21 protein-coding genes and 3 pseudogenes are annotated in these 19,444 nt (G+C 71.7%); 12 read left to right on the forward strand and 12 right to left on the reverse strand.

The annotated features are described in order from the left end of the window. Positions 1-21: 21 nt before the first annotated feature. Positions 22-1,434: an aspartate ammonia-lyase gene (gene aspA / locus RMT89_RS29545; protein WP_315886831.1), complete on the forward strand. Its 1,413-nt coding sequence runs from the start codon at positions 22-24 to the stop codon at positions 1,432-1,434. Between the two features lie 62 nt (positions 1,435-1,496). Then, positions 1,497-2,438, forward strand: coding sequence for a glutaminase (locus RMT89_RS29550; RefSeq protein ID WP_315886832.1), 942 nt, complete (start codon positions 1,497-1,499; stop codon positions 2,436-2,438). A gap of 10 nt (positions 2,439-2,448) precedes the next feature. Here the strand turns inward: RMT89_RS29550 and RMT89_RS29555 are convergent, their stop codons facing one another. Next, on the reverse strand, positions 2,449-2,634 hold the full coding sequence (locus RMT89_RS29555; RefSeq protein WP_399498499.1) for an aldo/keto reductase: 186 nt from the start codon (positions 2,632-2,634) through the stop codon (positions 2,449-2,451). Here RMT89_RS29555 and RMT89_RS29560 point away from each other — a divergent pair. From RMT89_RS29560 to RMT89_RS29570, 3 genes and pseudogenes are all read left to right on the forward strand, one after another. Further along, positions 2,593-2,999 (forward strand): annotated as a pseudogene (locus RMT89_RS29560) (DNA-binding response regulator); the annotation flags it as partial. The gene RMT89_RS29555 and the pseudogene RMT89_RS29560 overlap by 42 nt on opposite strands. 202 nt (positions 3,000-3,201) lie before the next feature. Then, the gene (locus RMT89_RS29565; protein WP_315886833.1) at positions 3,202-3,807 is read left to right on the forward strand and encodes a hypothetical protein; all 606 of its coding nucleotides are present in this window, start codon (positions 3,202-3,204) and stop codon (positions 3,805-3,807) included. 5 nt (positions 3,808-3,812) lie between these two features. Continuing rightward, positions 3,813-4,172: a hypothetical protein gene (locus RMT89_RS29570; RefSeq protein ID WP_315886834.1), complete on the forward strand. Its 360-nt coding sequence runs from the start codon at positions 3,813-3,815 to the stop codon at positions 4,170-4,172. A 259-nt stretch (positions 4,173-4,431) separates the two neighbouring features. Here RMT89_RS29570 and RMT89_RS46095 read toward each other — a convergent pair. The 4 genes and pseudogenes from RMT89_RS46095 to RMT89_RS29590 form a co-directional block, all read right to left on the reverse strand. Beyond that, positions 4,432-4,539, reverse strand: a pseudogene (locus tag RMT89_RS46095) (hypothetical protein); the annotation flags it as partial. A gap of 68 nt (positions 4,540-4,607) precedes the next feature. Beyond that, positions 4,608-4,979 carry a DoxX family protein gene (locus tag RMT89_RS29580; protein WP_315886836.1) on the reverse strand — a complete coding sequence of 124 codons (372 nt, stop codon included), beginning with the start codon at positions 4,977-4,979 and terminating at the stop codon, positions 4,608-4,610. A 90-nt stretch (positions 4,980-5,069) separates the two neighbouring features. Further along, positions 5,070-5,750, reverse strand: coding sequence for an SDR family NAD(P)-dependent oxidoreductase (locus tag RMT89_RS29585; RefSeq protein ID WP_315886837.1), 681 nt, complete (start codon positions 5,748-5,750; stop codon positions 5,070-5,072). A 50-nt stretch (positions 5,751-5,800) separates the two neighbouring features. After that, positions 5,801-6,739, reverse strand: coding sequence for an NADP-dependent oxidoreductase (locus RMT89_RS29590; RefSeq protein ID WP_315886838.1), 939 nt, complete (start codon positions 6,737-6,739; stop codon positions 5,801-5,803). A gap of 97 nt (positions 6,740-6,836) precedes the next feature. On the opposite strand from RMT89_RS29590, the gene RMT89_RS29595 reads away from it, so the two are divergent. From RMT89_RS29595 to RMT89_RS29605, 3 genes are all read left to right on the forward strand, one after another. Then, on the forward strand, positions 6,837-7,523 hold the full coding sequence (locus RMT89_RS29595) for a helix-turn-helix domain-containing protein (RefSeq protein WP_315886839.1): 687 nt from the start codon (positions 6,837-6,839) through the stop codon (positions 7,521-7,523). Positions 7,524-7,712: 189 nt separating this feature from the next. Further along, a complete protein-coding gene (gene mptB, locus RMT89_RS29600; protein ID WP_315886871.1) occupies positions 7,713-9,107 on the forward strand; it encodes a polyprenol phosphomannose-dependent alpha 1,6 mannosyltransferase MptB in 1,395 nt (464 codons plus the stop codon). Beyond that, on the forward strand, positions 9,104-10,459 hold the full coding sequence (locus tag RMT89_RS29605) for a glycosyltransferase 87 family protein (protein ID WP_315886840.1): 1,356 nt from the start codon (positions 9,104-9,106) through the stop codon (positions 10,457-10,459). The genes mptB and RMT89_RS29605 overlap by 4 nt, the downstream gene beginning before the upstream one ends. A gap of 38 nt (positions 10,460-10,497) precedes the next feature. On the opposite strand, the pseudogene RMT89_RS29610 reads toward RMT89_RS29605, so the two are convergent. The 4 genes and pseudogenes from RMT89_RS29610 to RMT89_RS29625 all read right to left on the reverse strand — a co-directional run. Then, positions 10,498-11,382, reverse strand: a pseudogene (locus RMT89_RS29610) (D-alanyl-D-alanine carboxypeptidase family protein); the annotation flags it as partial. Positions 11,383-11,466: 84 nt separating this feature from the next. Then, complete coding sequence (rho, locus tag RMT89_RS29615) at positions 11,467-12,606, reverse strand: transcription termination factor Rho (protein WP_315886841.1); 1,140 nt, start codon at positions 12,604-12,606, stop codon at positions 11,467-11,469. A 236-nt stretch (positions 12,607-12,842) separates the two neighbouring features. Then, the gene (locus RMT89_RS29620) at positions 12,843-13,670 is read right to left on the reverse strand and encodes a class I SAM-dependent methyltransferase (protein ID WP_315886842.1); all 828 of its coding nucleotides are present in this window, start codon (positions 13,668-13,670) and stop codon (positions 12,843-12,845) included. A gap of 40 nt (positions 13,671-13,710) precedes the next feature. Continuing rightward, complete coding sequence (locus tag RMT89_RS29625; RefSeq protein ID WP_315886843.1) at positions 13,711-14,109, reverse strand: nuclear transport factor 2 family protein; 399 nt, start codon at positions 14,107-14,109, stop codon at positions 13,711-13,713. Positions 14,110-14,177: 68 nt separating this feature from the next. Here RMT89_RS29625 and RMT89_RS29630 point away from each other — a divergent pair, with 68 nt between their 5' ends. After that, positions 14,178-14,741 (forward strand): PadR family transcriptional regulator, encoded by a 564-nt coding sequence (locus RMT89_RS29630; RefSeq protein ID WP_315886844.1) that lies wholly within the window; start codon positions 14,178-14,180, stop codon positions 14,739-14,741. A 5-nt stretch (positions 14,742-14,746) separates the two neighbouring features. Continuing rightward, on the forward strand, positions 14,747-15,469 hold the full coding sequence (locus tag RMT89_RS29635) for a class I SAM-dependent methyltransferase (RefSeq protein ID WP_315886845.1): 723 nt from the start codon (positions 14,747-14,749) through the stop codon (positions 15,467-15,469). Between the two features lie 7 nt (positions 15,470-15,476). On the opposite strand, the gene RMT89_RS29640 is transcribed toward RMT89_RS29635, so the two are convergent. Then, on the reverse strand, positions 15,477-15,884 hold the full coding sequence (locus tag RMT89_RS29640) for a VOC family protein (protein ID WP_315886846.1): 408 nt from the start codon (positions 15,882-15,884) through the stop codon (positions 15,477-15,479). On the opposite strand from RMT89_RS29640, the gene RMT89_RS29645 reads away from it, so the two are divergent. Beyond that, positions 15,823-16,083 carry a hypothetical protein gene (locus RMT89_RS29645; protein ID WP_399498500.1) on the forward strand — a complete coding sequence of 87 codons (261 nt, stop codon included), beginning with the start codon at positions 15,823-15,825 and terminating at the stop codon, positions 16,081-16,083. The genes RMT89_RS29640 and RMT89_RS29645 overlap by 62 nt on opposite strands. A gap of 11 nt (positions 16,084-16,094) precedes the next feature. Here RMT89_RS29645 and RMT89_RS29650 read toward each other — a convergent pair whose 3' ends face one another. Together RMT89_RS29650 and RMT89_RS29655 are read right to left on the reverse strand one after the other, a co-directional pair. Further along, positions 16,095-16,820, reverse strand: a complete 726-nt coding sequence (locus tag RMT89_RS29650; protein WP_315886847.1) for a GntR family transcriptional regulator — start codon at positions 16,818-16,820, stop codon at positions 16,095-16,097. 171 nt (positions 16,821-16,991) lie between these two features. Further along, positions 16,992-17,960 carry an acetylxylan esterase gene (locus RMT89_RS29655; RefSeq protein WP_315886848.1) on the reverse strand — a complete coding sequence of 323 codons (969 nt, stop codon included), beginning with the start codon at positions 17,958-17,960 and terminating at the stop codon, positions 16,992-16,994. A gap of 104 nt (positions 17,961-18,064) precedes the next feature. Between RMT89_RS29655 and RMT89_RS29660 the strand changes: the two genes are divergently transcribed. Continuing rightward, entirely contained in the window at positions 18,065-19,444 is a 1,380-nt protein-coding gene (locus tag RMT89_RS29660; RefSeq protein WP_315886849.1) for an 8-oxoguanine deaminase, read from the forward strand.

Consider the following 19,444-nt stretch of genomic DNA (forward strand, 5'->3'; position numbering starts at 1 on the left):
TCAGAAAGTGGACATTCTTCCATGACCGCCGCCGCTGCCCGCAGCGAACACGATCTGCTCGGCGACCGTGACGTCCCCGCCGACGCGTACTGGGGTGTGCACACCCTGCGTGCCACCGAGAACTTCCCCATCACCGGTACCCCGATCTCCGCGTACCCGCATCTGATCGATGCCCTGGCCGCCGTGAAGGAGGCCGCTGCCCTTGCCAATGAGGAGCTCGGTCTGCTGGAGGCGAAGAAGGCCGCCGCCATTGTCGAAGCCTGCCGGGAGATCCGTGACGGCAAGCTGCACGAGCAGTTCGTGGTCGATGCGATCCAGGGCGGCGCCGGTACCTCGACCAACATGAACGCCAACGAGGTCATCGCCAACCGGGCGTTGGAGCTGCTGGGGTACGCGAAGGGGCAGTACCAGTACCTGCACCCCAATGAGGACGTCAACCTCGGCCAGTCAACCAATGACGTCTACCCGACGGCGGTCAAGATATCGACGGTCTTCGCGGTACATGGACTGCTCAAGGCGATGGCTGTACTGCAGGACGCCTTCGCCCGTAAGGCCGTCGAGTTCCGTGATGTGCTCAAGATGGGCCGTACACAGTTGCAGGACGCGGTCCCCATGACACTGGGTCAAGAGTTCTCGGCGTATGCCGTCATGATTGACGAGGACCGGTCCCGTCTTGACGAGGCTGTCGAGTTGATCCATGAAATCAACCTCGGCGCTACAGCCATCGGGACTGGACTCAATGCTCCGGCCGGTTACGCCGAATCGGCCCGCCGCCACCTCGCCGAGATCACCGGACTGCCCCTGGTCACCGCCGCCAACCTGGTCGAAGCCACCCAGGACTGCGGCGCGTTCGTCCAGATGTCGGGTGTGCTCAAGCGGATCGCGGTCAAGCTCTCCAAGAGCTGCAACGACCTGCGGCTGCTGTCCTCCGGCCCGCGCGCGGGCCTCGGCGAGATCAACCTGCCGCCCGTGCAGGCCGGTTCGTCGATCATGCCCGGCAAGGTCAACCCGGTCATCCCCGAGGTCGTCAACCAGGTCGCCTTCGAGGTGATCGGCAACGACGTCACCATCACCATGGCCGCCGAGGCCGGACAGCTCCAGCTGAACGCCTTCGAGCCGATCATCCTGCACTCCCTGTCGGAGTCCATCACCCATCTGCGTGCGGCCTGTCTTACTCTCGCCGAGCGCTGTGTGGACGGCATCACCGCCAACACCGAGGAGCTGCGCCGGACCGTGGAGAACTCCATCGGTCTGGTCACCGCCCTCAACCCGCACATCGGGTACACGGCCGCCACCGACATCGCCAAGGAGGCCCTCGCCACCGGCCGCGGAGTCGCCGAACTCGTCCTGGAGAAGGGCCTGTTGCCCGCCGAGACGCTCGCCGGCCTGCTGCGTCCCGAGGTGCTCGCGGGCAGCGGCTCTCCGCTCGTCTGACCTGCTCGCCTGACCCGCTCGCCCGACCTGCGAATGCGCGCCAGGACCGGCCCGGAGGCACAATGGTGATCATGAGTGTTGCACCGTCGTCCCAGACCTTCCAGCCGGTCCTGGAGCGCATCGCCGACGAGATCGGGCGCACCCCCGGCAGCGGCCGCGCCGCCGACTACATCCCGGCGCTCGCGGCCTGCGACCCGCGCAGCTTCGGCATGGCCGTCGCCGAGCTCGACGGCACGGTGTACGGGGTGGGGGAGTGGCGTGAGCCCTTCTCCACCCAGTCCATCACCAAGGTCTTCACCCTCGCCCTCGACCTGGCCCGCGAGGGCGACGAACTGTGGGAGCACGTGGGCCGCGAGCCCTCCGGCAACCCCTTCAACTCCCTGGTGCAGCTGGAGTACGAGAACGGCATCCCACGCAATCCGTTCATCAACGCCGGCGCCCTGGTCGTCACCGACCGCCTGCAGACCCGTACCGGCGACGCGGCCGGTGAACTGCTCGCCTTCCTGCGCGAGGAGAGCGGCAACCCGACCCTGGACTTCGACAAGGACGTCGCCGCGTCGGAGTCCGCGCACGGTGACCGCAACGCCGCCCTGTCCCACTTCATGGCGTCCTACGGCAACATCGACAACCCGGTTCCGGTCCTCCTCGACCAGTACTTCCGCCAGTGCTCGATCCGCGCCTCCTGTGCCGACCTCGCCCTGGCCACCGGCTTCCTCGCCCGGCACGGCGTCCGCGCCGACGGCTCCCGTCTGCTGACCCGCAGCCAGGCCAAGCAGGTCAACGCGGTGATGCTGACCTGCGGGACGTACGACGCGGCGGGCGACTTCGCCTACCGCGTGGGCCTGCCCGGCAAGAGCGGCGTGGGCGGCGGCATCATCGCCGTAGTCCCCGGCCGCTGCACGCTGTGCGTATGGAGCCCCGGCCTGGACGAGCGCGGCAACTCGGTGGCGGGTGTGGCGGCCCTGGACCGCTTCACCACGCTCACGGGCCTGTCGGTGTTCTGAACGGCGAGGCCTACTCCGCCGTGAGGTCGGCGAGATCCTCGTCGGTGAGGACGATCGACCCGGCGGCGGTGTTCTCCTCCAGGTGGGACAGGGAGCCGGTGCCGGGGATGGCCAGGACGACGGGAGAGCGGGCGAGCAGCCAGGCCAGGGCGAGCTGGGCGCCCGGGTGCGGATCGCGGCTACCGCCCTGCCCCACGAGACGATCATCATCGACCGTCGGTACGCGATCCTCGCCGGCGTGACGCCCCCGGCGGCCGGGAGTACACCGTGACCACCGCGCCCACCCTGGTCGGCGGAGTACACGCCCTGTTCGAAGCCGCCTGGGAGGCGGCCACCGACCTCGACGGATTCCCGCGCGCGCAACGTCCCCAACTCGACGCGGAGAGCCGGACAGTCCTGCGGGCGCTGGGCTCGGGCGTCACCGACGCGACAGCCGCACGCGAACTCGGCATGTCCCTGCGGACCTACCGCCGACGGGTCGCCGAACTGCTCGACACCCTGGACACGGGTTCGCGGTTCCAGGCCGGGATGCGCGCGGGTGAGCTGGGCCTGAGCGGCTGAGCCGTCGGCCAACGCCTAATACGGTTGAGAGCGTGCCCGTCCCGGGCGAAGATCGCTCCCATGTTCTCGCGCAAGCCCCGCCGCCCCAAAGTCCCCCGAACTCCTCAAGGCCTGGGAATCCCTGGACGCCGGGGACATCCCCGGCGCCCTGCGCCAGCTGCGGTCCGGAACCGACGATCTGCCCCTCGGGGAGATAGCCCTGGTGGCGGCCCGCGCGGCCCGTGCCGCCGGATTCGAAGACCTCCAGCAGGCGGCCGAGGCGCTCGCCTCCCGTCCCGACAAGCCGCAGGAGCTCTACGACTTCGGGTACGCGTGCGTGGAGCGCGGCGTGTCCTATCTGGCGATCCCCGCCCTGCGGGAGGCGCTGCGCCTGGTGCCGGGTTCCACGGCGGCGCTGCGCGAGCTGGTCTCCGCCTACGAGCGCGAGGGACGGCACAGCGAGGCCGTAGAGGCACTGACCGCGTACGAGGGCGACCTCGCCGACTGGCCGGACCGCTATCTCCTCGTCTGCAACGCCCTTATGTCCGGCGACCTCACCCTGGCACGCCGTCAGCACGCCCTGCTGCCGGATCCGGAGGACGAGCAGTGGCTGTCCGCGCAGGCGCGTCAGAGCCGCATGCTGGAGCGGGCGGCGAGCGCGGAGGCGGTCAGCGCGCTGGACCGGACGGCTCTGCGGGGCTGGCAGTACGTCCTGGGCGGCACCGTCCTCGGCACGCTGTCGCCGTACGGCTTCGGCGCGGGCATGACGGCCGGTACGCCTGGCTCCAGGACACCCACGACCAGTGCCTGCGCGGTCTGCTGCGCCTGAAGACGGTGCTGGAAGCCGCCGGAGTGCAGCCGACGTCCGTGTCCGTGCTGCCCGACCGCGGCAGCCACGTCCTGGGCCTGGCCGCGGCTGAGGTGCTGGCCCTGCCCGCACTGCCCTTCGATCCCGAGCGGGCGGACACCGTGGTCGTGGCCTACGACCTGAACGACGTGGATCCCGAGATCAGCGGCCGGCTCTTCGAGCGGACGCCCGGACAGATCCTGCACGAACACGACCACGTCGGTGGTGAAGGTCTCCAGTTCGGGCGTGATCTCGGGGACGACGAACACGACGTGCCCCACCCCGTCGGTGCCGCCGACGAAGTGGCCGGCCACCGGCTTGCACGGCAGGAAACGAGCCCACGGTGAAGACGGGGGCGTAGAAGATCTCGTGCGGGAAGCCGAACGGGTCCTCGAAGCGGGCCAGCCCCTGTACCTGGCGCTCCGCGCAGTCCTCAGCCGACCCGAGGCGAGGTGCGTAGCCCCTGGCTTCCAGCTCGGTGACGGCGTCGGTGAAGGCGGCCTTGCCCGCCAGCTCCCAGCCGACGTAGGCCAGGCGGTCCTCTTCGCCGGGGTGGACGGACAGGCGGCGGTGGCGGTCGTCCATGCGCAGGTGCACGGTGCCGTCCGCACCGCGCTCGCCTGTCTGCAGGCCCAGGACCTCGGGGCCGAAGGCCAGCCAGTCCTCGTGGCGGGGGGATTCGAATCCGACGTAGCCCAGAGCGTGGATCTTCACGTCAAGCCTCCTTGGCAGGCGGGATGTCGGGGGCAGAGAACCGGGGGCAGGGAACGGTGAGCGGCGGGTCAGAAGCTGTAGGGGCCGAAGCGGCCCCAGGCCACCAGGGCGGCCAGGATCAGCAGGACGGCGTTGAAACCGATCGCCTGCGGCTCCTTGCGGCGGGCATGGGCGACCATGGCCAGGACCATGACCACGGCCAGACCGGTCGCGGCCAGCGGAGTCAGCACCGGGGCGATGCCGGTGGCCGCGGGCAGGATCAGCCCGAGCGCGGCGGCGAGCTCCACGACGCCGATGAAGCGGACGGTGCCGGGGGAGTAGTCACTGACCCAGGGGAGCTTCTCGGCGAGCTTGGCTTTGGGCTGGGTGGACTTCATGACACCGGCCATCGCGAACATGAGCGCGAGCACGGCCTGCACGATCCACAGGAAGACGTTCACAGCACGAGGTCCTTAAGAGATCCGAAGAGGAGGGAGAGGTGCCGGGAGGGGCGCCGTGAGGCGGCCCCTTCCCAGGGGGTGCGGCTGTGGTCAGCCGGTGAAAACGGCCTCGGCGCGGTCGCGGGCTTCGTGCAGCTCCCAGTACAGGGGGGCGATCTGCTCGGGCGTCGCGCTGGGGATGCCCTCCGGGCCGCCGTCGCCGATCCACACGCCGATCGCGATGTGGCCCGCGTAGACGCCGCTGCCGGTCAGTTCCTTGTTCAGGTTGATGACCCAGTTACGCAGGGCCGCGGCGGACGCGTTGACGTTGCCGAGCATCGGGATGGGGTCGACGGAGCCGCCGCCGGTGGTGAACAGCAGCGTTCCGGCGCCGGCCGCACGCATCGCGGGCAGCACGGCACGCGCGGCTTCGACGGCGCCGTAGAGGTTGTACTCGATCTGTGGCTGGAGGTTCGCCACGGTCGCCTCGGAGGGGGCGGCGAGGGTGATGCCGGGGCTCGGGGTGTGCGGGGCCGGGGAGTACTCCAGGACGTCGATGGCACCGAAGCGGGCCTTGGCGGCCTCCAGCGCGGCGGTCAGGGAGGGCCGGTCCATGACGTCGGCGGCGAAGCCCTGGGCGGTGATGCCCTCCTCGCCGAGCTGCTTGGCCAGGGCGTCGAGCTTGTCCTGGGTGCGGGAGATCAGCGCGACGTCGAAGCCGCGGCGGCCGAAGGTGCGGGCGATGGCCAGGCCCATGCCGGGGCCGGCGCCGATGATGGCGATGGTGGACACGATCTGTCTTTTCTCTCCGTGAAGCTGGGTGAACGGGTGGGCGGGAGTGATCAGGAGCAGGTGACGGCGATCTTGCCGAGCGCGCCGGAGCCGAACGCGGCGAACGCCTCGTCGGCCTGTGCCAGCGGGAAGGTCGCGGTGACCGGAACGCGCAGCGCGCCGGAGGCCACCTGCTCGGCCAGCGTGGTCAGGGTCTGGGCGTTGGCGTCGGCCATGACCGAGTGGACGGTGACGTCCTGGCCGTCGACGGCGTCCTTCGCCAGGCCGAGCGTGGAGGCGATCCGCCCGCCAGGCTTGAGCAGGCCCGCCAGCGCCGCGCCGTCACCGGCCAGGTGCACGACAGCGTCCACGCCCTCGGGCGCGAGCGCGCGGACCTGCGCGGCGAGGTCGCCGGTGAAGTCCACCACCTCGACGTCGGCGCCGGTCAGGCCGGTGACGAAGTCGGCCTCCGTGCCCGGGCGGGCGGTGGCGATGACCTTCGCGCCACGGGCGGCGGCGAGCTGCACGGCCAGCGCGCCGACGCCGCCGGTGGCGCCGGAGACCAGCACCGTCTCGTCCTTGCCGATGTTCAGGGCGGTCAGGCTGTCGAAGGCGGCGGTGCCGGCCAGGCCCAGCGCACCCGCGTCCTTGAGGTCCAGGCCCGCGGGGACGTGGGCGACGCCGTATGCGGCGGAGACGGTGACGTACTCGGCGAGCGAGCCGGTGCCCAGGAACGGCTTCATCACCACGCCGAAGACCGCGTCCCCGACGGCAAAGCCCTCCACGCCCTCGCCGAGCGCCTCGACGGTGCCCGCGAAGTCCTTGCCGACCACCAGCGGGAACCGGTGCTCCATCATCCCCTGCAGGTAGCCCGCCGCCGTCGCGGCGTCGAAGCCGTTCACCGACGACACCGCCACCTTCACCAGCAGCTCACCCGCCTCCGGGCGGGGAGTGTCGACCTCGGCCACAGCCGGAGCGGAGGGGACTTCGTTCAGTGCGACAGCACGCATGGCATACACCTTTCCTATGTGGAACGGCCTTCCCGTTTCACTCTGCCAGCGTAACAACACAACTGGGAAGGTTGTTCCACTTCGATATGGTGGAGGCATGACCGATACCGCAGCCACCGACGAAACCCCAGGCCGCACGCCCGAAACGGGGCTGCGCGCCGACGCCGAACGCAACCGCGACCGCATCCTGGCCGCCGCCCGCCGCCTGTACGCCACCGAGGGACTCGGCGTCTCGATGGCGTCCGTCGCCCGCGAGGCCGGCGTCGGCAAAGCCACCCTCTCCCGCCGCTTCGCCAGCCGCGAGGAGCTGATCAACGCCGTCTTTGCCGACCGCATGGACGCCTACGCCGACGCCGTCACCGAGGCGCTCGCCGACCCCGACCCCTGGCACGGCTTCACCGGGTACATCACCGCCGTGTGCGCGATGCAGGCTGCCGACCGTGGCTTCGCCGACGTCCTCACCATGACGTTCCCCGCCGCCAAGGCGTTGGAAAAGCGCCGCGCCGAGGCGTACCACGGCTTCATCGACCTCATCGCCCGGGCCCGGGCCACCGGCTACCTGCGCGAGGACTTCGACGACCGGGACATGCCCATCCTGCTCATGGCCAACGCCGGCGTCATCAACGCCGCCGGCGACGCGGCCCCCGATACCTGGCGCCGACTGGTGGGCCACATGGTCCGCTCCTTCGCCACCCCCGACGCACCCCTGCCCCCACTCCCCGACGCCCCGACACCCACCGCCCTCTACCGGGCCATGGTCAGCATCACCCGCCCGAGCAGATGAGATCCACGGCATCGGCCATGTGCCGCCTCCTTCGGTCGGCGGCCAGGTTGGAACGCCGGTCGCCTGTTTTGCCGTTCCGATTCAACACCCCCAAACCAGCCACGCACCGGACACGCTTCGGCTTCCCCCCGGAGGTCCCCGCGTCGATTTCCGGCCACCCGGCGTTGACACGCTGACCGAGTGTTGGCCATGGCTTTCCCCGTCGATCTCCGCCGCTGCCAGGTGCTCGGACTGGCCGGTACCGCCGTCCTCGCGGCAGGCGGTGGCACCGCAGGAGCGCTCCCCGTCCGGGACCTCCTCGCGCCGTCCTCCGCCGAGGCCGCCCTCGGTCTGATCGGCGTGTACTTCGGCGTCGTGTTGCTGATAGCGGCCTGGGCGCTGCTGGGCCGTCTCCTGCTCGGCGACGAGCCGCCCACACCGCGCGCCCTGCTGGTCACCCTCGCCCTGTGGGCGGCCCCGCTGCTGCTCGCCCCGCCGCTGTTCAGCCGGGACGTGTACAGCTATCTCGCGCAGGGCGCCATGGTGGACGCCCACATCGACGTCTACGCAAACGGGCCGTCCCGGCTCGGCGGCCCGCTCGCCGACGAGGTCGCCCCGCTGTGGCAGCACACGGGAGCCCCGTACGGACCGGTCTTCCTCGCTCTCGCCTCCGGGCTGTCCGCGCTCACCAGGGGTGAACTCCCCGCGGGCCTCTTCGGGATGCGGCTCGTCGCGCTGCTCGGGGTGGCCCTGATGGCGGCCGCGCTGCCCCGGCTCGCCCGGCACAGCGGTGCCGACCCGGCCGCCGCGCTGTGGCTCGGCGCCCTCAACCCGCTGGTGCTGCTGCACCTGGTCGCGGGCGCCCACAACGACGCCGTCATGCTCGGCCTGCTCGGCCTCGGCCTGCTCGCCGCGCTCGGCCGGTGGCCAGTCGTGGGCGCCGTACTCGTCACCCTCGCCGCGCTGGTCAAGGCGCCCGCGGTGCTGGGCCTGGCCGCGGTCGTCGTACTCCAGGTGCGGGCGGGCCGCTCCCCGGCACGGGCCGTTGTGACGACCACGGCGGCGGCCGCGGCCACGACGGTCGCCGCGACCGCCGTCGCCGGTACCGGATACGGCTGGATCGGCGCCCTCAACACGCCCGTCTCCCCGCACAACTGGGCGCTCACCAGCCTCCTCGGCCGCGCCACCCGCGCCCTGCTGGAGTGGCTCGGCAGCGACCTGGCACCCCTGGCCGTCCCGGCCTGGCACGCGCTCGGCATCGCCGCCGCCGTGGTCGCCATAGCGGTCATATGGCTACGGCTCAGGGTGCGCCCGGTGTACGCGCTCGGCCTCAGCCTCGCGGCCGTGGCCGCCTTCGGCCCCGCGATCCGCCCCTGGTACGCCCTGTGGGGCCTGTTCCTCATCGCCGCCGCGGCGCCCAGCGCCTCGGTACGACACCGGGTGGCCGCCGTGACCGGCGTACTGGCGCTCACGACACTGCCCAGCGGGGGTCCGGCGGACGCCGGTCAGTTGGTGCTCGCGGTGTCCGGCGGGGTGCTCGCGGTGGTCGTGCTGTGGCAGGCCCACCAGGCGGAACTCGCGCCGGCCTGGGGGCGTACCGCATGAGACTGCCCGCCACCGACCGTGGACGACTGCTGCTGACGTTGTTCCTCGTGCCCGCCGTGACCGCGTTCACCGCGACCGTGCCGCTGCTGCGTGACTGGTTCGACCTGCGCGTCTACCACGGCACCGTGGACAGCTGGATCCACCACGGCGGACGGATCTACGACTATCTGGTCCCCGGGACGACGTACGGCTTCACCTACCCGCCGTTCGCCGCCGTCGCCATGCTGCCCATGGCCCTGCTGGACCTGCCCGCCGCCATCGCCGTCGCGCTGCTGCTCAACCTCGCCGCGCTGGCCGTGGTCCTGCGCATCCTGGCCGGACGGGGCTGGCGGCGCTACGGCTGGTTCGGCTGCGTCCTCGGCGCCTGCGCGCTCGCCATGTTCGAGCCGCTGCGCGACACCTTCAGCTTCGGCCAGGTGAACGTCCTGCTGCTCGCCCTGGTGCTGACGGACGCCTCGCTGCTGGCCACCGGGCGGGAACGCTGGGTGGGTTACGGGATCGGCCTGGCCGCCGCGATCAAACTCACCCCCGCGATCTTCATCGGACTGCTCCTGCTGGGCCGCCGGTGGCGGGCGGCCGGGGTCGCCACGGCCGTGGCCGTCGGGGCGACGGCCCTGGCGGCCTGGGTGACCCCGGACGCCTCCCGGTTCTACTGGACGCGGGCCCTGTGGGACACCACCCGGATCGGCCGCCTGGACTACGTGTCGAACCAGTCCCTCCAGGGCGTCCTGGCCCGCCTCGGCGAGCCGGACCGGGCACTGTGGGCGGTCGCCGTGCTGCTGGTGCTGTGCGTGTGGGCGTGGCGGGCGAGCAGGGCGATCGCCGCGGGGGAGTGGATCGCGGCGTTCGCCCTGACGGGCCTGACGGCGTGTCTGGTCAGCCCCATCACCTGGGTGCACCACCTGGTGTGGCTGCTGCCGTCGTTCGCCGTGCTGATCCGCGCCGGGCACCCGCGCACCGCGGCCGCCCTGTACGCGGTGCTGTGCACGAGCGTGGTGTGGCTGTGGTTCGACGACTCCTCCGGCGTCGACGGTTTCATCGGCTCCAACACCTACGTCTGGATCACCCTCGGCCTGCTGGTGTGGCTGCCGGTGGGTCAACTCCCCACCGGGCGCCTTCTTCTGGGACGTAGCGTGACAGCGACGGCACCCGCACCGAGCCCGGCGGCACCGGCCACCATCCCGGCCTCGGCCCAGCCCGGGCCCGCGTCCACCGGCGCCGCGACGGCTGCCGCGGACACCGGCTCGGGCCCCTGCCGCGGCTTGGCCCGCAGGGCGTCCAGCGAGCCCACGGGATCGACCCGTCCCGCCGCGGCGAAGCCCCAGTCCAACAGCTGCCGAGCCTCCTCGTAGACGGCGCGGCTGCCGCCGTACTGGGGTTTCATCACCGTGACGAGGAGGGTCCTGCCGCCCTTGCGGGCGGCGGACACGAGCGTGTGTCCGGCGTTGCTGGTGTAGCCGTTCTTGACGCCGATCAGGCCGGGGTAGGGGGCGACCCCGTCGGCGCCGGTCAGCAGCCGGTTGGTGTTGCGGATGGGGTACGACCATCCGCCGCGGCCCGGGAACCTGGCCTCGACGGTGGCGCAGTACCGTGCGAACTCCTTGTTGCGCAGCCCCGCCCGGCCGAACACCGCCAGGTCGTACGCCGAGGACACCTGGCCCGGTGTGTCGTAGCCGTCCGGCGACAGCACCCGGGTGTCGAGGGCGCCGAGCGCACGGGCCTTGGCCTGCATCCGGCCGGCCGTGGCACGCCAGCCGCCGTTCAGCCGGGCCAGGACGTGCACGGCGTCGTTGCCCGAGTTGAGGAACACGCCGTTCCACAGATCGGCGACCCGGTACGTACGCCCCTCGGCGACCCCGACCAAGCTGCTGCCCGGACCGATGTCCGACAGATCCTCCTCGTCGACCGTGTGCCGGATCCCGCCGGGCAGGGCGGGCAGCACGGTGAGGGCGAAGAGTGTCTTGAGGGTGCTGGCGGGCGGCAGTTTGCGGTGCGCGTCGTGCGCGGCGAGCACCTCGCCCGTACCGGCGTCGGCGACCACCCACGACAGCGCGGAGACCCGTGGCACCTTGGGCGCCCCCGCGCGCAACCGCACATGCGTACCGGAGCGACGCAGCAACGACGCCTCCGGAACCGCCGCCACCCGCGCCCGCTCCGTCCCACCGGGGCCTGTGTCACCCGGGTCGGCCACCGCGGCGGGCGCGAGCCCCAACAGGCCCGTCACACAGAGCGCGCAGGCCGAGACGGTCACCCGGGAAGAGAATCCGATCTTCATATGATCAACGTAGGAAGAGCTTGCCGACACACCGCGCTGCCCGGACGGAGCGTCGCCCGCGAGCACCCGGATGCCGCAGTGCGCTCAGGCGCGGCCGGGGCCGTCGTCCTGCGGCAGCGTCGGCTGTACCCGCCGCAGGAACGTCGCGTTGTCCGGCGTCGCGCGCATCCGCTCCAGCAGGGTCTCCAGACCGTCCTTGTTCTGCAGGACCCGACGCAACCCCCGCACGGCGGTCAACTCGGCCGCGTTCAGGAGCAGTTCTTCGCGGCGAGTGCCGGAGGGGTTGATGTCGACGGCCGGGAAGACCCGGCGGAAGGCCAGGTCGCGGCTCAGGCGGAGCTCCATGTTGCCGGTGCTCTTGAGCTCCTCGAAGTAGAAGTCGTCGGCGCGGGAGCCGGTGTCCACCAGTGCGGTGGCGAGGATCGTCAGCGAGCCGCCCTCCTCGGCCGCGCGTGCGGCGCCGAAGAAGCGCTTGGGGCCGATGAGCGCGGAGGCGTCCACACCGCCGCTGAGGGTGCGGCCACCGGCGGCGGCCGCGTTGTTGTGCGCCCGGCACAGGCGGGTCAGGGAGTCGAGCAGGATCACGACGTCCTCGCCCGCCTCGACGAGCCGCTTGGCCCGTTCGATGACGAGCTCGGCGAGCGCGATGTGCTGCTTGGGCGCCCGGTCGAACGTCGAGGCGTACACCTCGCCGCGTACGGAGCGCCGCATGTCGGTGACTTCCTCGGGGCGTTCGTCGAGCAGCACCACCATCAGGCGGGCCTCGGGGTGGTTGCCGGCGACGGCGGCGGCGATCTGCTGGAGCAGGACGGTCTTGCCGGTCTTGGGCGGGGCCACGATCAGCCCGCGCTGGCCCTTGCCGACGGGTGCGATCAGGTCGGCGACGCGTCCGGTCAGCCCGGCCGCCGGGTGTTCGAGACGGAGCCGCTCGCTGGGGTGCAGCGGCGTCAGGTCACCGAAGCGGCGGCGGTTCCTGTCGGGAGCCCGGCCGCCCACGCGGGCAACCTCGGTGAGGTCCCGCCGGCCGCCGCGTACGCCCTCGACGAGGTCGCCCTTGCGCAGGCCGTGGCGGCGGATCAGGGCGGGGGACACCTGGAGGTCGGAGGACGACGGCAGCAGGCTGTCGCCGCGCAGGCAGCCCTTCCCGTTCACGTCGATGTCGAGCACACCGGTGACGGTCTGGGACGTGGACTTCTGTGCTGGGGGTTCGAGTGTGGTGGTCATGGGAGTGGGTCCTTTCACGGACGGATGGCATGGGACATGCGGAAGGGAGGGGAAGCCGCGGAAATCGAGGCGGACAGAGCGCCTTCGAGCGGCGGGGAACACCACCTCGGGTACGGCGAAACCGCTGGTCACAAGGTGATGAGGAAGCCGGTGAGGACCGGCTGGCTGAAGGAGAACTGGCACCGGCGCCCAGAACCGGGCGTACACAAGTGCTGACGGGACGGTACCACGCGGGTTCAGCGTGTGGCGAGGATTCCGTACAGGAGCGGAATGCGCGGCTCGGTCAACCGCCACCAGCCGGACGGCGTGCGGACCATCTGCGGCCAGCGCGGCCACGGCAGCTCATCGCTCTCGCGCAGCCGCCGGATGCTCAGTCCGGCCCGCGTCAACGCGGTGACGACCTCTCCTATTCCGTGCATCCACTCAAAGCTGTCCGTGGCCCCCTCGACGGCGGGGCCGTCCGTGTAGGTGTGCGTCGCGTCCCGGTGCACGGCAGCGCCGCCGCCCAGGTAGTCGTGCCGGAGCAGCAACTCGGGCCCCTCACCCGGGGCGGGCTTGGGGCCGAGGCAGTTGAGCAGCGGATGGAACTCGACGAGGTAGAACAGGCCGCCGGGGCGCAGCAGTTCGGCCACGACACCCGCCCACCGGTCCAGGTCGGGCAGGTAACACAGGGCGCCCTTGCCGGTGTACACGACGTCGAACCGCTCCCGGCCGAGCGCCTCCACGGCGTCGTACACATTCGCCTGTACGTAGCTGATGTCGGCGCCCGCCTCGGCGGCGAGGTCGCGGGCCGCGGCGACGGAGGCGGCGGAGAAGTCGAGGCCGACCGCCCGGGCCCCGCGCCGGGCGAGGGCGATCGTCTCGGTGCCGAGATGGCACTGGAGGTGGAGCACCTCACGGCCGGCCAGGTCGCCGAGGTCCGTCCACTCGAAGGAGGCGAACCAGCGGGCGGGGTCGAGGTCCTGGTCGAGTCCGTAGAAGCGGCTGGCGAGGTGGACGGGGGTGCGGGCGTCCCAGTTCGCCTGGTTGGCCCGCATCAGCCGTGCGTGCTCGTCGGTGCTCATGAGGACATCCAACCGCGAACGGACGCGGACCGGCGGGGACTCAGGCGGATCGCGCCTCCGCCTCCTTGGCGATCTGCTCGAACTGCGCGCCCATCGCGGCGGCCAGCGCCTGCGCCGCGGACAGCGGCCGGACCATCACCGTGAACTCGTCGATCAGACCGTCCTCGTTGAGGTGCAGGAAGTCGCAGCCCTGGATCTCGCGGTCGCCCACCCGCGCGGTGAAGACCAGCGCGTGGTCCCGGCCGTTCACGTCGTTGATCTCCCGGACGTAGCGGAAGTCCTCGAAGACCCGCGCCACCCCGCGCAGGATCGCCGCCGTGATCGCCTTGCCGGGGTACGGCTTGAACACCACCGGGCTGGTGAAGACGACATCCTCCGCCAGCAGAGCCTCGGCGGCCTCGAGGTCCCATGCCTCGATCGCCTCGCGGAACGCCTGCATCGCAGCTCCATAGTCAATTTGTTGAGTAGGTGCGGAAGAGATTAGTCACCTCCTGCTAGCGTGTCCATATGTCGCTGAAGTACGCCGTCCTGGCCGCCCTCCTGGAGGGGGAGGCGTCGGGATACGAGCTGTCCAAGGTGTTCGACGTGTCGTTCGCGAACTTCTGGGCCTCGACGCCGCAGCAGCTCTACCGGGAGCTGGAGCGTCTGACGCAGGACGGTCTGATCGAGGCCCGGCTGGTGCAGCAGGAACGCCGGCCCAACAAGCGGATGTTCACGCTGACCGAGGCGGGCCGGGAGGAACTGGGCTCCTTCGCCGCCGAGCCGGTGCGCCGTCCGGCGGCGATGCGCGACGAACTGATGATCAAGATCCAGGCCATGGACGACTCGGACCCCGGCCCGACGATCGCGCTGATCGAGGAGCGGCTGTCCTGGGCGCTCGGCAAGCTCGCCCGCTACGAGCGGGTCCGCGACCGGCTCCTGGCCGGACGCACGGAGGAGGACTACCTGCGCGAGGCGGACCGGGTCGGCCCGTACCTCACGCTCCTGGCCGGCATCGCCTACGAGGAGGAGAACCGGCGCTGGTGCGAACGCGTTCTCACGGTCCTCAGGCAGCGAGCTCCCCTAAGCTGACGCCGATGTTCAGCCCCGAAGGCCCCACCCTGCGCGAACTCGCCGTCCAGGCGCTCTCGTCCGTCGAGCGCGGCTACGACCTGCTCGCGCCGAAGTTCGACCACACCCCCTTCCGCACCCCGGACTCGGTGCTCGACGCCGTCGCCGAGGCGCTGGAGCGCATGGGGCCTTTCGACGCGGGGCTCGACCTGTGCTGCGGCACGGGCGCCGGGATCGAGGTGCTCACGCGCGTGTGCCGACACCGGGTTACCGGGGTCGACTTCAGCGCGGGCATGCTGGCGGTCGCGCGCGAGCGCACACGATCGGCCGAGCCGCCGGTGACGTACGTCCGCGCCGACGCCCGCGCTCTCCCCTTCACGCCTGCCTTCGACCTCGCGGTGAGCTTCGGGGCGTTCGGGCACTTCCTGCCGCGCGAACTGCCGGGGCTGTTCGCCCAGGTGCACTCCGTCCTGCGGCCCGGCGGGGCGTTCGTCTTCCCGGTCGTCGCCCCGCCGCGGCCGGGATCGTGGGCGTACTGGATGCTGCTGGGCTTCGACGCGGTGATGCGGGTGCGCAACGCCGTGTGGCGCCCGCCGTTCGTCATGTACTACCGGGCGTTCCGGCTGGGTGAGGTGTGCCCGGAGCTGGAGCGCGCCGGATTCTCCGTGGCGCTGGAGCCCCTTCCCGACTTCGGGCGACGGCGTGACGGGAGTCCACGGGTCCGGATGGTCGTCGCGCGGCGGGCCTGACGAGTGATCAGGAGCCGGCCGGTGCCGCCCACTCGACGAACTGGACGATCAAGCCGTTGGGGTCGGTGATCTGGAAGACACGCTCGCCCCAGGGCTCCTCGCGCAGCGGCATGGTGATCTCCACGCCGGCGTCCTGCAGGCGCTTCTCCTCGTCCTGGATCCCGGTGGTGGTGAAGGCGAGGATCAGCCCGGAGGCACGCTGGTCGCGCTGGTCGGGCGGCAGTATCTCGGTGCCGCGGGCGAGCAGGACGAGGTCAACGGCCGCGTCCTGACGGGTCAGCGAGGCAAAGCCGTCGGCGGCGGCCTGTTCGGTGTAGCCGAGGTGGGTGGTGAAGAACTCCTGCGAGGCGGCGATGTCGCGCGACCTGCACGACCTGCGCGAGGCGGCCCTGGCCGACGCGCTGGCCGAGGCCACCGGCGCGACCCGCGACGACATCACCCCCCGCGCGGCCGCCGCCCTGCTCGGCGCCGTGCACCGCATCCTGTTCCAGCGCATCCAGGACCTCACCCTCGCCGGTCAGGGCGACGACCGGATCTCCGCAGCTGTCATCGCAGAGGCAGAGAGGGCCTTCGGTCTGCTGGAGCCCTCACTTGGCGACTACGCGGCGGCGTGATCCGGGCGCCGTCAGACGGCCGCCGGAAGGGTGAACTCGTAGACCAGCGCGTCCTGTCGGGCATCCACCACGAGCTCGGTGATCTCCAACGGGCGGGCGTACTGGTCGTGCACGCGTCGCGTGACCCGTACCGACGGCGCGCCCGCGAGCGGCGTGATGGAGTCCCGGTGATGCAGGGTCAGGCCCGCCTTGCGCATCCAGTCGTAGGCGCGGCGGAGTTGGGCCGAGGTGGAGCCGTCGGCGCGGTCCCGGTAGCGGGCCAGTTCCTCGACCTCGGCCAGCGCCACGGCGGAGAACGACGTCACCGCCGTCCGTCGGCCGCGTCCGTCGGCGCCGGCGGACTCGTAGCGGTGCACGAGGGTTCGGCGGTGCGGGGCCAGGCCCAGGGCCTCGGCGTGGCCCGGCGGGGGAGTCTCCCAGGTCACCGTCGCGCGGTCGACGGCGCCCGGATCGGCCGCCCGGGCGCCGACCGGGAAGGTGAGCGCCGCGGGGTTCTCGACCGGCAGCCCCGCCAGCGTGGCGTGGCTGCCGCGCCGGTCGGTGGCGACCAGGCCGTCGTGCCGCAGTACCTCCAGCGCCTGCCGTACGGTCTCCCTGCTGACCCCGAAGTGCCGCGCCAAGTGCCGCTCGCCCGGCAGCCGTTCGCCGGGCGGGATGGTGCCGTCGCGCAGCTCGTCCAGGAGCTGCGTGGCGATGCGCCAGTAAAGCGGGTGGTCGTGCGGGGTGGTGCGGGCCATGCCGCGCCCTCCTGTTGGTGACGTGCCGTAGCCGTGCGGGCTCATTGCGCCACCAGATCTAGCATTGGTCTAAACCAGCAGGGAAGGGTGTACGGCTGGTTCGGCCGAAACCAGCCCGCGCCGTGTGCAGTTGAAGAACGCCGTCGGCTGCCAGTGGCCCGCAGCCTTTCCTCAGACGTACGAGCGCAGCCACCGCAGCTTCGCCGCGTCGTGGTACGGCCCGCCGCCCTCGTGGTCGTTGAACTCGTACACCTCGATCGTCTTGTCGTCGTGCGCCCAGGAGTTGAAGGCCGCGAAGACCGTCGAGGGCGGGCAGGTCTGGTCCTCCAGGGCGGCCGAGAACAGGGCCGGGGCCCGGCCGCGGGCCGCGAAGTGGACGCCGTCGAAGTAGGAGAGGGTGCGCAGCACGTCCTCGCTGCGGCCGCGGTGCGTCTTGAGGTAGAGGGCGACCTCGCGGTACGGGTGACGGTCCGTCATCGTCACCGCACGCGGGTAGTCGCACAGGAACGGCACGTCCGGGGCGACCGCCGTCAGATCCGGCACCAGCCCGCCCACCGCGATCGTGATCCCGCCACCCTGGCTGCTGCCGATCGCCACCGTCCGCGAGGCGTCGGTCAACGGATGCGAACGGGCCGCCTCCACCGCCCGCACGGCGTCCGTGAACACCCGCCGGTAGTAGTAGTTCTCGGGCGCGTCGATCCCGCGCGTCATGAAGCCGGGGAACGCGGGTGCTCCGCCCACCGGGTCCGCGGTGCCGCCGCCCCCGCCCCAGGCGCTGCCCTGGCCGCGGGTGTCCATCACGAAGTGCGCCCGGCCCGTGGACGCCCACAGCAGATGCTCGTGCGGCAGCCCGCGCCCGCCGCCGTACCCGATGAACTCCACCACCAGCGGCACCGGTTCCTCGGCCGTCGCGGGCAGCGTCAGCCAGCCCTTCACCGGGTGGCCGCCGAACCCGGCGAACGTCACGTCGTACACCGTCACCGTGGACAGTCCCGTGTCGACCGGCTCGAAGCGGGCGTCCAGATCGTGCTCGCGGGCCTCCAGGAGCGTCTTGGACCAGAAGGAGTCGAAGTCCTCGGGCGCGACGGAGTCGCTGCGGTACTCGCGCAGTTCGTCGAGCGGAAGGTCGAACAGGGCCATGGATGACCGCCTTTGTGAGGAGGGCGTGCGGATGATCACACGGTACGACAGTGATCGGATCTTTCGCCAGGTCATTGCCCCGGCCCAGGCCCTACGATGACGCCATGACGTCTGCCGCCCACGGCCCGGTCGGGACCGCGGAATTGCTGGTCAGGGATGCCGAACTGCTGGTCGTGGACGACGGGCGGGAGATCGCGGGCGGCTGGGTGGCCGTCTCCGGTGGTCGGGTCACCGCCGTCGGCCCGGCGGGCGGTGAACCCGAAGCCCAGCGCACCGTCTCCGCCGCCGGACGGCTCGTCACCCCGGGCCTGGTGAACACACATCACCACATCTACCAGAACCTCACCCGCTCCTACGGGCCCGCGGTCAACGGCTCCCTCTTCGACTGGCTGACCACGCTCTACCCGCTCTGGGCCGGGCTCGACGAGGAAGCGGTCTACGTCTCGGCGTACGTCGGCATGGCCGAGCTGCTGATGGGCGGCTGCACGACGTCGTCGGACCATCTCTACGTCCATCCCCAGCCGCTCCTCGTCGACGCCGAGATCCGCGCCGCCCGAGACATCGGCTTCCGCTTCCACGCCACCCGCGGCTCGATGACCCGCTCCGTCGAGGACGGCGGACTGCCGCCGAGGAGCGTCACCCAGACCGAGGACGAGGTGCTCGCCGACAGCGAGCGGCTGATCAGGGCCCACCACGACCCCGAACCTGGCGCCCTCGTCCGGGTCGCGCTCGCCCCCTGTTCACCGTTCTCGGTGACCCGCGAGCTGATGATCGCCACCGCGGAACTCGCCGAGCGCCATGACGTACGGCTGCACACCCACCTCGCCGAGGACCGTGACGAGGACACGTACTGCCGGGAGACCTACGGCTGCCGGCCCGTGGAGTACTTCGAGGACACGGGCTGGATGACCGACCGCAGCTGGGTCGCGCACTGCATCCACCCGAACGACGCCGAGCTGCGCCGCCTGGCCGCGGCGGGCGTCGGCGTGGCGCACTGTCCGAGCTCCAACATGCTGATCGGCGGCGGCACCGCGCGCGTGCGCGAGATGCGCGAGCTGGGCCTGCCCGTCGGCCTCGGCTGCGACGGCTCCGCCTCCACCGACCACGCCTCGCTGTGGCTGGAGACCCGCGGGGCGCTGCTGCTCGGCCGCTACCGGGGCGGGCCGGGCGCCATGACCGCACGCGACGCCCTCGACATCGCCACCCGAGGCTCGGCCCGCTGCCTGGGCCGCGCCGACGAACTCGGCCACCTGCGCCCCGGCGCCTGCGCCGACCTGGTCGTCTGGGACCTCCACGAGGTCGCCCTCGCGGGCGCGCTGACCGATCCGGTGGAGGCGTGGCTGCGGTGTGGGCCCGCCCGCGCGTGGATGACGGTGGTCGGGGGGCGGGTGCTGGTGGAGCGGGGCGAGCCGGTGTTGCCGGGGCTTGCGGAGGCGCTGCGGCATCACGGGCGGATCGCGCGGCGGCTGCAGGACGTCGGCTGA

This window comes from Streptomyces sp. P17, assembly GCF_032436805.1.
Classification (GTDB): domain Bacteria; phylum Actinomycetota; class Actinomycetes; order Streptomycetales; family Streptomycetaceae; genus Streptomyces.

Coding starts and splice junctions, on each gene's coding strand:
- RMT89_RS29595 (WP_315886839.1), top strand. CDS start 6,837: ATGACCGATACCGCAGCCACCGACGAAACCCCAGGCCGCACGCCCGAA.
- rho (WP_315886841.1), bottom strand. CDS start 12,606: ATGACCACCACACTCGAACCCCCAGCACAGAAGTCCACGTCCCAGACC.
- RMT89_RS29650 (WP_315886847.1), bottom strand. CDS start 16,820: ATGGCCCGCACCACCCCGCACGACCACCCGCTTTACTGGCGCATCGCC.
- mptB (WP_315886871.1), top strand. CDS start 7,713: ATGGCTTTCCCCGTCGATCTCCGCCGCTGCCAGGTGCTCGGACTGGCC.
- RMT89_RS29645 (WP_399498500.1), top strand. CDS start 15,823: ATGTCGCGCGACCTGCACGACCTGCGCGAGGCGGCCCTGGCCGACGCG.
- RMT89_RS29630 (WP_315886844.1), top strand. CDS start 14,178: ATGTCGCTGAAGTACGCCGTCCTGGCCGCCCTCCTGGAGGGGGAGGCG.
- RMT89_RS29605 (WP_315886840.1), top strand. CDS start 9,104: ATGAGACTGCCCGCCACCGACCGTGGACGACTGCTGCTGACGTTGTTC.
- aspA (WP_315886831.1), top strand. CDS start 22: ATGACCGCCGCCGCTGCCCGCAGCGAACACGATCTGCTCGGCGACCGT.
- RMT89_RS29655 (WP_315886848.1), bottom strand. CDS start 17,960: ATGGCCCTGTTCGACCTTCCGCTCGACGAACTGCGCGAGTACCGCAGC.
- RMT89_RS29625 (WP_315886843.1), bottom strand. CDS start 14,109: ATGCAGGCGTTCCGCGAGGCGATCGAGGCATGGGACCTCGAGGCCGCC.
- RMT89_RS29590 (WP_315886838.1), bottom strand. CDS start 6,739: ATGCGTGCTGTCGCACTGAACGAAGTCCCCTCCGCTCCGGCTGTGGCC.
- RMT89_RS29550 (WP_315886832.1), top strand. CDS start 1,497: ATGGTGATCATGAGTGTTGCACCGTCGTCCCAGACCTTCCAGCCGGTC.
- RMT89_RS29620 (WP_315886842.1), bottom strand. CDS start 13,670: ATGAGCACCGACGAGCACGCACGGCTGATGCGGGCCAACCAGGCGAAC.
- RMT89_RS29635 (WP_315886845.1), top strand. CDS start 14,747: ATGTTCAGCCCCGAAGGCCCCACCCTGCGCGAACTCGCCGTCCAGGCG.
- RMT89_RS29660 (WP_315886849.1), top strand. CDS start 18,065: ATGACGTCTGCCGCCCACGGCCCGGTCGGGACCGCGGAATTGCTGGTC.